The following is a 12,734-nucleotide window of genomic DNA, read 5'->3' as shown; positions in this document are numbered from 1 at the left end:
CCGTTATGACCCAATTTGATTCATTTTTTTACTTGGAACGTGCAAATATAGGGGCAAAAACGAAACGGGGCAAAGGAAATGTAAAATTAAAAACGGGCTTTCGGGTGCCTGATTAAGGCTTATGCAAGCCGCATTCTCTTGAATCGGGGTTTTCCCACCACCATCGTCCGGCGCGGATATCCTCACCGGATTCAATGGCACGGGTACAGGGCTGGCATCCGATACTGGGAAAGCCTTTGTCGTGCAGGCTGTTATATGGGATGTTGTGTTCACGGATATAATCCCACACTTGTTTTTCGGTCCATTCGAGCAGGGGGTTGACCTTGATGATGCGATTGGCTTCATCCCATTCGGCCAGCCGCATATCCTTGCGGGTAGGCGATTGTTCGCGTCTCAGTCCGGTGATCCAAATCTTGTTTCCCTTCAGGGCACGCTGCAGGGGTTCAATTTTACGGATGTGGCAACACATCTTACGGTTTTCGATGCTGTAATAAAAGAGGTTGATCCCCCTGGTGCTGACCATGTTTTCCACCGCCCCGTAGTCGGGAAAAAACACCTTGATACGCTTCCCATAGCGGGCTTCTGTCCGCTCGATCAGTTCATACGTCTCGGGGAACAAACGGCCGGTGTCGAGGGTGAAAATTTTGGCCGCAGAGTTGATTTGCATCAGCATATGGGTGATGACCTGGTCTTCGGCACCCAGGCTGGTTGAGAAAGCAGTATTCTCAGGATGCATCTCCAGGGTCTTCTGAATGATCTCCTCAGCAGAAAGACCTGCAAAAAGTTCATTGTAATGATCGGCTTTCTTTTTCATAAGCAAAGCTAAATATCAGCAAGTTTGAAAATCTCTTTCTCACGTATCCCCTTTCCGGTCATCTGCAGGGTGCAGCACTCGTTGAAATGGTCGTGCTGAAAACAAAGCACAAAATCCTGCTCGAGGGCCCTTTGGAGGAATGTCTCCTTTTCCTTCATCGACTCAAGGGGCTCGACATCGAAACCCGGCACATAAGGCAAAGGTATGTTATAAACCATAGCAATGAAATCGGTGGTGAAGACCACTTTACGCCCTTTGTAATCGAAGATGGGGACCATCAGTCCGCGGGTATGACCGTTCATAAATTCGATCTCAACGCCTTCGGCAAAAGTGCCGGGTTCATGAATAAATTCAAGCTGCCCATTTTCATAAAGGGGCAAATAATTTTCAGGAAAGAAGGAAGCTTTCTCGCGGGGGTTGGGATTCAAAGTCCAGTCCCATTGCTCACGGCTAACATAATAGGTGGCATTGGGGAAGACCGGTTCATAGGTGCCAGGTAGAGACCCATTTTTTACGGCACCCCCCACATGGTCGAAGTGCAGGTGAGTCAGGATGACATCGGTCACCTGATCGAAAGAATAACCTGCTTTGGCAAAGGAGGTTTCTAGGTTTTCCTCGCCAAAACGATGGAAAAAGCTGAAATATCTTTCACTTTGTTTGTTGCCCATCCCAGTATCGACCAGGATGAGGCGGTTGCCGGTTTCGGCAAGCAGGCAGCGGGAAGTGACCTTGACCAGGTTGTTTTCGTCGGCGGGCAGGTACTTCTGCCAGATGGTTTTGGGGACGACGCCAAAACAGGCGCCACCATCGAGTTTAAAATGTTCGGCTGTTATGGGAAATAACTTCATGCAAAAGAAATTCTGGTAATAAAAGTATATAACCACAAAATCCTAAAAGTGTTTCAAAGGGCAAAGATAAAAATTCCGGGAGACTGCGGTTTCATTGGATGGCAATGCAGGAGTTATGGGCTTACAAGGAGCTTCCCCTCCTGCAAATGCTCCATTAAAATTCATAAAATCCATTAACTTTACAGCGCTGAGCCAATAGCATTTTTGCATGAACATTCACTTTATCGCCATCGGAGGCAGTGCGATGCACAACCTGGCCATTGCCCTTCACAAAAAAGGGTACAAGGTAAGCGGGTCGGATGATGAGATCTTTGACCCCTCGCGTCGGCGGCTGCTTCAATATGGGTTACTTCCCAAAGCTTACGGATGGTTTCCCGAAAAGATACATAAGGGTTTGGATGCCGTCATCCTGGGGATGCATGCGCGCGCCGACAACCCCGAACTGCTCAAAGCCAAAGAAATGGACCTGAAGGTATATTCCTATCCAGAGTTCCTTTACGAGCAGTCGAAAGACAAGACCCGGGTGGTCATCGGGGGTAGTCACGGCAAAACCACCATCACATCGATGATCCTCCACGTACTGCAATACCACAAGGTCTATACTGATTATATGGTGGGAGCACAACTGGAAGGCTTTGAGGTGATGGTCAGACTGAGTGAGGCCGCCCCTTTCATGATCATGGAAGGGGACGAATACCTGAGTTCACCCATCGACCGCCGGCCCAAATTTCATTTATACCGGCCCCACATTGCCCTGTTGAGCGGTATCGCCTGGGACCATATCAACGTATTCCCCACCTTTGAGGATTACCTCGATCAGTTCCGACAGTTTATACAGGTCATTGAAGAAAACGGCAAATTGATCTATTGTACGGAAGACCCTGAACTAAATAAGTTGAGCGAAGAAGACCTTTCACCCAGTCTGAACCTTTATCCATATGGGCTTCCAGACTTTGAGATCAGGGATGGGAAAACCTACATCCTGCATCAGGACAAAAAATACAGCCTCAGGATCTTTGGGCGCCACAACCTGCTGAACCTGAACGGTGCACGCTTGGTGTGCCAGCAATTGGGAGTCAGCAATGCGTTATTCTTTGAAGCGATGGAGTCGTTTAAAGGGGCCAGCAATCGGCTGGAGAAGATCTTTGAACAGTTTGGCACGGTGATATTCCGCGATTTTGCACACGCCCCATCCAAGCTTAAGGCTACGACAGCAGCCGTCAAGGAACAATATCCCGAAAAGACTGTTGTCGCCTGCATGGAGCTGCACACCTTCAGTAGTCTGAACCAGGCCTTTCTGGACCAGTACGCAGGGGCGATGAATGCGGCGGATGTGGCCCTGGTCTTTTTCAGCCCCCATGCCCTGCAGATGAAGAAACTGCCCGACCTGGACCCTGAAACAGTCAGGAAAGCCTTTGGCAAACCAGGGCTTGAGGTATTTACCGATACGGCCTTACTCAGCGCCCGGCTTGAAAAACTGGGACAAAGGGATGCCTGTTTCCTTTTTATGAGTTCAGGGAATTTTGGCGGACTAAATCTGAATGAATTTGCACAGAACCTAAGATCCAGGCAGAACGAAACTGAAGCATAAACCAATGGGTGAGCAAAACGTAAATCCTGTCATAGAAGAAAGCTGGAAAGCGGTCCTGGAGAACGAGTTTAAAACCCCGTATTTCAGCGCCTTGAAAGCCTTCCTGCTGGAAGAAAAGAAAAAGTATACCATTTACCCACCAGGTTCATTGATTTTTTCGGCCTTTAACCACACGCCCTTCGACAAGGTCAAGGTGGTACTGCTGGGACAGGACCCTTATCACGGCCCCGGGCAAGCGCACGGTCTCTGTTTTTCGGTCAATCCCGGGATAGAAAAGCCACCTTCGCTGGTGAATATCTTTAAGGAAATTGAGGGCAACCTAGGCATTCCGGCGCCCCGTAACGGAAACCTGGAGAAATGGGCTGACCAAGGTGTGTTGTTGCTGAATGCCACCCTGACGGTCCGGGCCAGGCAGGCCGGTTCGCATCAGAACAAGGGCTGGGAGCGTTTCACCGATGCAGCCATCCGGGCATTGTCAGAAAAAAGGGAAGGCCTGGTATTCCTTTTGTGGGGCAACTATGCAGGCGCCAAGGAAGCGCTGATAGACCGCACGAGGCATCATGTACTGAAGGCGCCCCACCCCTCGCCCCTGTCGGCCTCACGTGGTTTCTTCGGTTGCGGCCACTTCTCAAAAACCAATGCGTTGCTGCAGTCGCAAGGCCTGGACCCTATCGACTGGCAGCTCGAAAACTAATACCCTATGCGGCAGGCCGTTATGATCATTCTTCTTTTGTTTACCCTTGAGGGTTCCGGACAGGATCTGATCAGGCTGACAATGGATGTTCAGAATGTTTCGGAAAAGGTTTCTGAGTCCCTCGGCAAACCCAGATTTTACCCCGACAGCCTGAGTCTCAGGCAAGGCCTTGATTCAGCATTGACTTTTATTCAAACGCAGGGCTATATCGAAGCCCGGCTTGAAGATTTCCAGACTGACACAATGGGTTACAGGGCCCAGATCCATGCCGGCCCGCTTTACCACTGGCAATTAGAGAATTTTAACATCAGCACCGAAGCCCTCCGCGAGCAGAAACTGGCACGATATTTCGAAGGAACACGCCTGCCTTTCCCTGCTTATCAGGACTTACAAGAAAAGATCATTGCCTGGTACGAAGATCAAGGTTATCCCTTTGCAAGCCTCCAAGCAGAAGCTATCAAAATTGAAGGTCAAACCCTTCAGGCAAGCCTTAAAGTGGACCCCTCCTATCGCATCGTGTACGACACCCTCAGGCTTTCGGGGGATGTCAGTCTGTCGTCGGGATTTCTTTCCACGCACACCGGTATCAGGCCTGGCTCAACCTACAATGAAACCAAAGCCCGGAATGCAGCAGCTTTAATTGCTGAGCTGCCATTTGTTCAGGTCAACAGCGAGCCTTCCCTGCAATTCACCCCTGGCACGGCCTTGCTGACCATTCCCGTGAGGAAACGTCCTGCCAACCGATTTGATGGCATTGCGGGTGTATCGAGCAATTCCCTGGATGAAAACCGGCTTCAGCTGACCGGGCAGGTCAACCTCTCGCTGGTCAACCTGATGTCACGTGGCGAGCAGTTTGCGATGATCTGGCAGGGGCTGGGCCAGGGAACCCAGCGTTTGACCCTTGACGCCTCGTATCCCTATATCTTCTCAACGCCCTTTATCAGCTCCTGGTTGTTTTCCCTTCATAAACAGGACACAGCTTATTTAAACCTGCGCAACCGTCCTTCCTTCACCTGGACCAGCCCGCGAAGAATACAGGTCAGCGTGTTTGCCGATTTGCAAAGCACGGAATTGCTGAGTACAAGCAGGTTTTCGGGAACCTCGACACTCCCCCCTCAAATTGATTCACGTACGCGGCTTTATGGGATTGAGGGAGCCATTTTCAGCCAGGGTTTTTCTGCAGGGCTGATGGACGGGCACGGGCTGAAAGTAAGCCTGGCGGCAGGCAGCAGAAATATTCGTGAGAACGCCAATCTTCCTGAGGCCATTTTCGAGGGGCTGGCCATGAAACAAAATCAGTATTCCTTTGGAGTGGAAGCCGAGACAAGACTTCCATTGGGGCAAAAGACCAGGCTGGTATTTCACTTGGATGCCCGGGGCTTAAGCAGCCAGCAGTATTTCGAAAATGAGTTATACCGTATTGGGGGCTTCAACAGTCTGAAAGGTTTTGATGAAGACGCTATTCTGGCCAGTTTATATGGCATCATGACTAGTGAAGTGCGCTACTTTACCGGGGAACAGACCTTTTTTAGTCTGCTTTTCAATGCCGGCTATTTTGAACGGGACATAACGGGTAACGCAATCAGTGGCTGGCCATGGGGTGCAGCGGCAGGGATCACGCTTGAAACGGCTCCGGGCATCATTTCGGTTTATTATGCCATAGGCCACGGACCAGAGACAACACTGGCCTTCAGAAATGCCAAAATACACATTGGCTTTGTAAGCCTTTTCTGATTAATTTTACAATGGGATGGATTTGCCCGGATCTTCAAATCCCTTGCACAGAATTTTTTTATCTTTTTCTTACTAGGAAAGCATGATCAAACCTTTTCAACCTTAAACAAGACCCACAAAACAAACTAAAAACGCATAATTTGGAAAATTATATTTTCGGTCTACGCCCCCTTCTGGAAGCGCTGGAAAAGGGTGAAAGGCCAGAGAAGGTGCTGATTCAGCAGGGCCTTATTGGCGAGAATTACCAGCAGATGTTTCAGATCATCCGCGAGGAGAAAATTCCTTTTCAGATGGTCCCTATTGAGAAACTAAACCGTGTGACCCGCAAAAATCACCAGGGTGTTATTGCTTTTATCTCACTCATCAGCTATCAGCCCCTGCATCAGCTTTTACCAATGATTTACGAACAGGGTGAGTTGCCACTGCTGATATTGCTTGACCGGGTTACCGACGTGCGTAACCTGGGGGCCATAGCCCGTTCAGCGGAATGTTTCGGGGTCCACGCCCTGGTCATCCCCGACAAGGGAAGTGCTCCGGTCAATGCCGATGCCATCAAGACCTCGGCAGGGGCCCTTTCAAGGCTGCCAGTCTGCCGTGAGGGAAATATCCTGGAAACCATCGCCTTTCTGAAGGCAAGCGGCATGAAGGTAATCGCTGCCACAGAGAAAAGTCGACAGGAAGTCTCTAATGCTGATCTGACAGGCCCTTTGGCCATCATCATGGGCTCTGAAGATAAGGGCATTTCGCCGCTTCTGCAAAAAATGGCTGATCAGGCAGTATCCATTCCGATGACAGGGAAGACAGCATCACTGAACGTTTCAGTCGCCGCAGGCATCCTGCTTTATGAGGTCAGCCGTCAGCGGCTGGGAAAGTAATTTACTTTACAGGGTGTTGTGTTGCTGCCTTTGATTATTTTTGTGCCGAAAACCACTTAAATATGGAAGTCGGAATTTTTATTCCCTGCTTTATTGACCAATTTCTCCCGGAAACGGGGATGAGCATGGTGAAGGTGCTGAAGCACATACGGGTAAAGCCCCTTTACAACCCCGAGCAAACCTGCTGTGGTCAGATCGCCTTTAATGGCGGCTACTGGGATGAGGCTAAACATGTCGCAGAAAAGTTTATCCGCGACTTTGCTCAGTACAAATATGTCGTAGGCCCCTCTGCCTCCTGTATCGGGATGGTGAAGAAATACTACCCGCAGATGTTTGACAACTCAGCACTTCATAACGAGAACAGGTGGCTCGGGAAGAAAATTTATGAACTGACTGATTTCCTGGTAAACGTGGCCAGGGTGGATAATATTGGTGGGCGATTTGAGGCGAAGATCACCTTTCACGACTCCTGTGCTGCTCTCCGGGAATATGGCTTAAAAGATGAGCCACGGAAGCTGTTGTCGCACATTGACGGCCTTGAGATCGTTGAGATGAAGGACCTTGATGTCTGTTGTGGGTTTGGAGGAACATTTGCCGTAAAGCACGAAGCCATCAGCACAGCCATGGCAGAACAAAAGGTCCAGCATGCGCTGGATACCGGTGCAAAATTCATTGTCTCAACAGAGGCCTCTTGTCTGATGCATCTTGACGGGTACATAAAAAAACATCAGCTTTCCATTGAAACCCTTCACATTGCCGATCTGCTGGCCAGGAGCATTTCGGTGCAATAAGAAAGAGTCTTTTGAGAATTTCAAAGGGAAGTCTTTTATCTGCAAGCCTGGAGCAAATTTATGCCTTAGAAAAAATAAAACAACATGATTTTAGGAATCGACATTGGAGGAAGTACTACCAAGATTGTAGGGGTCAAAGACGGAAAGATCATTGAACCCTTAACCGTTGAAGCCAAAGACCCGATTGCTTCCGCTTCAGGAGCACTGGGAAAGTTTTTGAGCGTAAACAAATTAAGCCTCGGGACCATTGAAAAGGTAATCATTACGGGAGTCGGGGCTTCTTTCATCACCGATGACCTGTTGGGCCTTCCTGTTGAAAAGATTGAAGAATTTAAGGCTTTGGGTTATGGCGGATTATTTCTTTCAGGACTCAAGAAAGCCATCATTGTCAGCATGGGCACAGGTACCGCGTTTGTTAAAGCCAACCAGAGCTGTATCCAGCATTTGGGCGGAACTGGCGTAGGCGGGGGTACAATCCTGGGCCTTTCGAAAGCCATGGTGAATCTAAGCAGTTTCGATACGATCCTCGAAACGGCCCGTACAGGCAGGCCAGACCCCGTTGACCTCAGCGTAGGTGACATCTCGCGTACTGAAGTAGGAAACCTGCCCAGCACCATTACCGCTTCCAATTTTGGTAAAATGACTGACCAGGCCACCAAAAACGATATTACACGGGGCATCCTGACCATGGTGTTCCAGGTCATTGGGATGCTGGCTATTTTTGCCGCAAGGGCGGAGAAAGACCAGGATATCGTCCTTAGTGGTAAACTAGTCAATATCTTCCAGGCACAAAAAACTTTTTCTGAACTCGGGAGAATCTATAATGTGAAATTTCATGTTCCCGATCATGCTGAATATTGCACTGCTATTGGCGCAGGCATCTCAGCCAATCTTGACAATTTCATCCTCGGCAAGTAAGGTTTATATATCTTAAAACCTACATATGCAAAAAAATTTACCCTAAATGCAGCTTGGTTAATAATTTATTGTACCTTTGCGTCGAATTCATTAACACCGTTGTATTGATCTCCGCTTAACAGATTCCTGAATCCTTTCCCTACGAACAGTTTCAAACTCTATTTCGCGAATATCAATACACATTAACATTAATCACAATTACATTTATGAAAACTGGAACAGTAAAGTTCTTCAATGAACTTAAAGGCTTTGGATTCATCAAAGATTCAGAATCAGAAAAAGAGTATTTTGTGCACGCAACCGGTCTGATCGACAAGGTCAGAGAAGCTGATGAAGTGACTTATGAACTTCAGGAAGGCAAAAAAGGTTTGAATGCTGTGAATGTACGTCTCGCGTAATAAAAACCGCAGAATTCTTTTCGAAAAGCCCCCTCTTTACAACAAGGAGGGGGTTTTTGCTTTTTCAAGGGGATTACGGCCTTTCACCGTTCCCCGGTAACCGATCACCTGAAATCTAGCATACAATTCTTCTTTAAAGCCCTTGCGCTGACGGGTAACCTTTATGGCTTCCAGGTGCTTGCTATTTTTGCCATAAGCAAATTTTTCCATTGCTTCCAAACCTTCCCAAATGCTAAAAGTGGCCTGATGAATCCAGGGCCTTTCGCCAACACCCTGGCTAAACAATTGCCCCTGGTAATCCTTTTGAGAGCGGCTCACGCCTCCCACCCTTTGCCAGAAAGGAATGATAAAACGCAGTTTAAGCTGCGCACGGGTGAGCACAGCAATGGGATAAGCCTCGTTTAGCAAGGGCTGAGGTTCAAAAGCTGAAAGGCCTGACCATTGCCCTTTCGACCGGATAGGTCGCATCAAAACAGAAAAATCCTCATAGCTTTTCAGTCGGTACTGATCCATTAAGTCAGCATTGCCATAAAAATCAAGGGCTTCCTCCACCGAGGGCCAGACTGTAAGCAGTCCCCATTGACTAAAATCGGGAAGAGAACTATAACCCAACCCGGCACCGGTACCAAGCACTTTAAAAAACTGGAGCCCGGTATACTTTTTTAGTTTTGGTGGCAAAACAGCCATTTGACGCATGGCCCAGAAGCGGTTTTTGCCCCGAAACTGGAAAAGGCTAAGTAATGCAACCTGCCCGGATGGAAATGTCTCATTCATTAAGTGCAGCTTATCGGTTAAAATTAAGCAAAAACTTAATTTAAACGTTATGCACCCTTGATTGTTTAAAAGAATTATTCGGGGCGTAAAGATTTTTATGCCCAGAGGTTATCAGGATAAGCTCCTGAATCAATCATTAGACGAATGGACTCCATCACCTTTTCCTTATCTTCCCGGTAAGTAACCCCAAACCAGGAAGCATCGCAAGGCAATACCCGAACTTTTGCCTTCCCTTTGCTCACCAGTTCATCAACAACCTTGGGGATGAAAAATTCGGCTTTAAGGTCAAATGCATTCACCTTCATAAAATACAACAGCTTTTCTTCGAGGTGCGGGAAAAGATCCGTACCAAAACCCCAGAAATTCATGGATACTATATCATCCGGGTTCAGGGTTGTCAGTTTATCCCCATTGTCCTCACTCACGATCCGGCCGTCTTCAAGCCTGCGGATGGCATTGTGTTCCTTCACATTGTCAAGGAAACCATTGGCATCCACCTTACAAATACCCCTTGCCACTTTTCCGTGATCAGACAGGGTGTTTTCAAGCAAATATCCGGCCATGGCGTATAAACCCGTGCTTTTCGACACCTGCGTCTTCAGGTACCTGGCCATCGTATCGTAAGCGCTAAAGCCGTAAAAGTCATCGGCATTGATCATAGCAAAAGGCTCGTTGATCAGGTGTCCGGCAACCCAAATGGCGTGACCAGTACCCCAGGGTTTCTCCCTGTCCGGAGCAAAATTTACTTCCATGGGGAGGTTATCCAGTTCCTGAAAAGCCAGTTCGACCTGTATCTTATCTTTGAGTCTTTCAACAAAGACTTCTCTGAATTCCTGCTCAAAACTGCGGCGGATCACGAAAACCACTTTATTAAAACCTGCCCTGATGGCATCATAAACCGAATAGTCCATAATGGTTTCGCCAGAAGGACCCACACGGTCCAGTTGCTTCATACCCCCGTAACGACTGCCCTTGCCTGCTGCAAGCACCAATAATGTTAAGTTCATAATTTATCTTCAAATGTAAAAAAAACAGGGTGAAAAGGAAAATCCTTCTTCACCCTGCAAAAGTAATACCTCCAATTGGATTTTCAGCCCTTGGCGTGAGCCTTTTTGGTTAAAGGCTTTTCATTCAGGAGGTCTGGGATTCCTTTCTAAACGCTGACAGAAGGCTGCTTATTCTATGCTCCTTTGTTTTTGTTGCCGCGCGCTACCAGGTAAAATGGAACCACAAAAATGGCAAGGATTATTAAAGCCGTGATGATTACGGTAAAATTCATAGTCCGATATTTTTAAAATTGAATACAATAAACTTTTCCCTGCGAATGGTGATACGCCGGGTATTCGGTCAGAAAAAGAAAACCGTTCTACCAGAATTCGTGAAATGGAAATATAATCTTTACTGATTCCAGCCCAGGCACCATTGAGATGCTTTCCAATTGGTAAAGGGCAATGCTAACTTCAGGAAATTGAATCCGGGATAAAAGATCCCCTTGCGAAAGCCAGTCAGAGAAAGCCGCTTGAACAAGTTTTCCGGGATGATAATTTTGGAAATTGGCTAGAAAATCAACAAAACATGCTGTATCAAGAATTCCGGGCTGATCGAAAGGAGGAAAATCAGGCGTGATGGAGTTCTTACCAGAAAATGGGAAAACCGGCTCGCCAGGCAACACGGGAAACATTCCCGCATGCAAAACTGCCGCCATCAGCACAAGCTTAGCAATGTATGTAAGCATCGGATTTCGCATAGGTAAAATTACACTGAAAATGAGCTCCTTTTATCACTAATAAGAATAAAATATTTAAAAATATTGTCAGGTCTTCCAGGACATTTTTTTATGAAAAAAACTTACTTTTATTCAAAAAATCACCGCCTTATGAAGTACATCAACCTGCTCGCCTTTGTTTTTATGATCATAATAAATTACCTAGCCAATGCCTTGCCCCTGAACGGAAAAACCACCGGGCAACTGTCAGATCAGTATCCCAATCTTTTCACCCCTGCAGGCATAACCTTTTCCATCTGGGGAGTAATCTATCTGTTACTTCTGGTATTTATCGTTATCCAACTATGGGAAACCCAGCAAAAGCTTGTCTCTTCCCTGGGCTGGGCCTTTGTCATCAGTGCACTGCTAAACGGGCTCTGGATTGTTGCCTGGCATTATGACCGCACCGGACTTTCGGTATTGATCATGCTAGGATTGCAAGCCAGCCTGATTTTCATCAACAAACAACTTGCAGGGATGCCTTTCAGCATATCCAAACTGGCTTTCGGGATTTACCTCGGCTGGATCTGCATTGCCACCATTGCCAACATCACCGCCCTGCTGGTGAGTGTCAACTGGGGCGGATGGGGCATACAGCCTCAGGTATGGACCATTGCATTGATCGCCACTGGGGCCGTGATTACCATGGCCACCATGTACCGCCTCCGTAACCCCTGGCTGGCTTTGGCCGTTATCTGGGCCTTTGCAGGAATCATCATCAAGCGGCAAGGCGATTACCAGAGCATTGTTATTGCATCGGCAGCAGCCATGGTTCTGGTAGCAGCCTTTGCAGCATCCTTGTTTTTACGCAAGTTGGTATGAGTTTGTAATATGCATGGCAATGAAAGGTCGTATCTTGATTATTTTTCTGCTGGCCTTCCTGGGATGTGAAAACACAAAAACCAGCCAGGAGCCGGTTTACGATCAGGCCCTGGCTGAACAGCTCGGGGCCGATGAAATGGGCATGAAGAACTACACCCTCGTGATCCTGAAAACTGGCCCGGCAGTCATTGAAGACAAAGCCCTGCGCGACAGCCTGTTTGCCGGGCATTTCTCGAATATGAGCAAAATGTCGGATGCAGGGAAACTGATCCTTGCTGGTCCCCTTGCCCAAAATGAACAGACCTACAGGGGCATTTTCATCCTTGACACAATCTCTGAGGAAGAAATCAGGGAGCTGCTTAGCGGTGACCCCACCATCGCCAATGGAATCTTTGAAGTGGAATTGTTTACCTGGTATGGCTCTGCTGCACTGCCCAGTTATTTGGAGGTCCAAAAAAAAATTCAGAAACAGGAATTATAATTCTTTGCATATAGCTTTCGACCCTAAAAAACACTTTTAGGGCTTCTGTTAAAAAAAGTGTGTGACACTATTTTAACAGGCTTGTCCAGGTAAAGCCAGGGTTCCATAAATAAGATCTTAAAGAAAACCATTTGTTCTTTCCGAAAAGGGCCTGAGGCCCTTTTCTTATTCCCATTTTCTTTTTCTACCTGGTTTAGGAAATGAAGCATAACAAATGCTCAAACCAAAG

General features: G+C 47.5%; 14 protein-coding genes. 9 read left to right on the top strand and 5 right to left on the bottom strand.

The window, feature by feature from the left end:
* Positions 1–112: 112 nt before the first annotated feature.
* Both V2I46_08535 and V2I46_08530 read right to left on the bottom strand, forming a co-directional pair.
* Positions 113–814 (bottom strand): phosphoadenylyl-sulfate reductase, encoded by a 702-nt coding sequence (locus V2I46_08535; GenBank protein MEE4177543.1) that lies wholly within the window; start codon positions 812–814, stop codon positions 113–115.
* 8 nt (positions 815–822) lie between these two features.
* Positions 823–1,662 (bottom strand): MBL fold metallo-hydrolase, encoded by an 840-nt coding sequence (locus V2I46_08530; protein MEE4177542.1) that lies wholly within the window; start codon positions 1,660–1,662, stop codon positions 823–825.
* 208 nt (positions 1,663–1,870) lie between these two features.
* Between V2I46_08530 and V2I46_08525 the strand changes: the two genes are divergently transcribed.
* The 7 genes from V2I46_08525 (at position 1,871) to V2I46_08495 (ending at position 8,663) form a co-directional block, all read left to right on the top strand.
* On the top strand, positions 1,871–3,253 hold the full coding sequence (locus V2I46_08525) for a Mur ligase family protein (GenBank protein ID MEE4177541.1): 1,383 nt from the start codon (positions 1,871–1,873) through the stop codon (positions 3,251–3,253).
* A gap of 4 nt (positions 3,254–3,257) precedes the next feature.
* Positions 3,258–3,947: a uracil-DNA glycosylase gene (ung, locus tag V2I46_08520; protein ID MEE4177540.1), complete on the top strand. Its 690-nt coding sequence runs from the start codon at positions 3,258–3,260 to the stop codon at positions 3,945–3,947.
* Positions 3,948–3,953: 6 nt separating this feature from the next.
* Positions 3,954–5,681 (top strand): hypothetical protein, encoded by a 1,728-nt coding sequence (locus tag V2I46_08515; protein MEE4177539.1) that lies wholly within the window; start codon positions 3,954–3,956, stop codon positions 5,679–5,681.
* Positions 5,682–5,821: 140 nt separating this feature from the next.
* On the top strand, positions 5,822–6,556 hold the full coding sequence (rlmB, locus tag V2I46_08510; GenBank protein ID MEE4177538.1) for a 23S rRNA (guanosine(2251)-2'-O)-methyltransferase RlmB: 735 nt from the start codon (positions 5,822–5,824) through the stop codon (positions 6,554–6,556).
* A gap of 62 nt (positions 6,557–6,618) precedes the next feature.
* On the top strand, positions 6,619–7,347 hold the full coding sequence (locus V2I46_08505; GenBank protein ID MEE4177537.1) for a (Fe-S)-binding protein: 729 nt from the start codon (positions 6,619–6,621) through the stop codon (positions 7,345–7,347).
* Positions 7,348–7,431: 84 nt separating this feature from the next.
* Positions 7,432–8,265 (top strand): type II pantothenate kinase, encoded by an 834-nt coding sequence (coaW, locus tag V2I46_08500; GenBank protein MEE4177536.1) that lies wholly within the window; start codon positions 7,432–7,434, stop codon positions 8,263–8,265.
* A gap of 206 nt (positions 8,266–8,471) precedes the next feature.
* On the top strand, positions 8,472–8,663 hold the full coding sequence (locus V2I46_08495; protein ID MEE4177535.1) for a cold shock domain-containing protein: 192 nt from the start codon (positions 8,472–8,474) through the stop codon (positions 8,661–8,663).
* Positions 8,664–8,699: 36 nt separating this feature from the next.
* Here V2I46_08495 and V2I46_08490 read toward each other — a convergent pair whose 3' ends face one another.
* From V2I46_08490 to V2I46_08480, 3 genes are all read right to left on the bottom strand, one after another.
* Positions 8,700–9,437, bottom strand: coding sequence for a hypothetical protein (locus tag V2I46_08490; GenBank protein MEE4177534.1), 738 nt, complete (start codon positions 9,435–9,437; stop codon positions 8,700–8,702).
* 95 nt (positions 9,438–9,532) lie between these two features.
* The gene (locus tag V2I46_08485) at positions 9,533–10,444 is read right to left on the bottom strand and encodes a sugar phosphate nucleotidyltransferase (GenBank protein MEE4177533.1); all 912 of its coding nucleotides are present in this window, start codon (positions 10,442–10,444) and stop codon (positions 9,533–9,535) included.
* A 359-nt stretch (positions 10,445–10,803) separates the two neighbouring features.
* Positions 10,804–11,172 carry a hypothetical protein gene (locus V2I46_08480; protein ID MEE4177532.1) on the bottom strand — a complete coding sequence of 123 codons (369 nt, stop codon included), beginning with the start codon at positions 11,170–11,172 and terminating at the stop codon, positions 10,804–10,806.
* A 141-nt stretch (positions 11,173–11,313) separates the two neighbouring features.
* Here V2I46_08480 and V2I46_08475 point away from each other — a divergent pair, with 141 nt between their 5' ends.
* The gene (locus V2I46_08475) at positions 11,314–12,024 is read left to right on the top strand and encodes a hypothetical protein (protein ID MEE4177531.1); all 711 of its coding nucleotides are present in this window, start codon (positions 11,314–11,316) and stop codon (positions 12,022–12,024) included.
* 19 nt (positions 12,025–12,043) lie between these two features.
* Positions 12,044–12,505, top strand: coding sequence for a YciI family protein (locus tag V2I46_08470; protein MEE4177530.1), 462 nt, complete (start codon positions 12,044–12,046; stop codon positions 12,503–12,505).
* Positions 12,506–12,734: the final 229 nt, after the last annotated feature.

Origin of the sequence: Bacteroides sp. (genome assembly GCA_036351255.1) — a bacterium.
GTDB lineage: Bacteria > Bacteroidota > Bacteroidia > Bacteroidales > UBA7960 > UBA7960.
Note: the sequence above shows the minus strand (reverse complement) of the source record. Positions and strands in the feature narration are given on the sequence as shown.

Excerpts from the sequence above, each read along its gene's own strand:
- V2I46_08475 (MEE4177531.1), top strand. The coding sequence starts at position 11,314 with ATGAAGTACATCAACCTGCTCGCCTTTGTTTTTATGATCATAATAAAT.
- V2I46_08515 (MEE4177539.1), top strand. The coding sequence starts at position 3,954 with ATGCGGCAGGCCGTTATGATCATTCTTCTTTTGTTTACCCTTGAGGGT.
- V2I46_08480 (MEE4177532.1), bottom strand. The coding sequence starts at position 11,172 with ATGCTTACATACATTGCTAAGCTTGTGCTGATGGCGGCAGTTTTGCAT.
- ung (MEE4177540.1), top strand. The coding sequence starts at position 3,258 with ATGGGTGAGCAAAACGTAAATCCTGTCATAGAAGAAAGCTGGAAAGCG.
- V2I46_08470 (MEE4177530.1), top strand. The coding sequence starts at position 12,044 with ATGAAAGGTCGTATCTTGATTATTTTTCTGCTGGCCTTCCTGGGATGT.
- V2I46_08495 (MEE4177535.1), top strand. The coding sequence starts at position 8,472 with ATGAAAACTGGAACAGTAAAGTTCTTCAATGAACTTAAAGGCTTTGGA.
- V2I46_08530 (MEE4177542.1), bottom strand. The coding sequence starts at position 1,662 with ATGAAGTTATTTCCCATAACAGCCGAACATTTTAAACTCGATGGTGGC.
- V2I46_08535 (MEE4177543.1), bottom strand. The coding sequence starts at position 814 with ATGAAAAAGAAAGCCGATCATTACAATGAACTTTTTGCAGGTCTTTCT.
- V2I46_08505 (MEE4177537.1), top strand. The coding sequence starts at position 6,619 with ATGGAAGTCGGAATTTTTATTCCCTGCTTTATTGACCAATTTCTCCCG.
- V2I46_08485 (MEE4177533.1), bottom strand. The coding sequence starts at position 10,444 with ATGAACTTAACATTATTGGTGCTTGCAGCAGGCAAGGGCAGTCGTTAC.
- V2I46_08490 (MEE4177534.1), bottom strand. The coding sequence starts at position 9,437 with ATGAATGAGACATTTCCATCCGGGCAGGTTGCATTACTTAGCCTTTTC.
- coaW (MEE4177536.1), top strand. The coding sequence starts at position 7,432 with ATGATTTTAGGAATCGACATTGGAGGAAGTACTACCAAGATTGTAGGG.
- V2I46_08525 (MEE4177541.1), top strand. The coding sequence starts at position 1,871 with ATGAACATTCACTTTATCGCCATCGGAGGCAGTGCGATGCACAACCTG.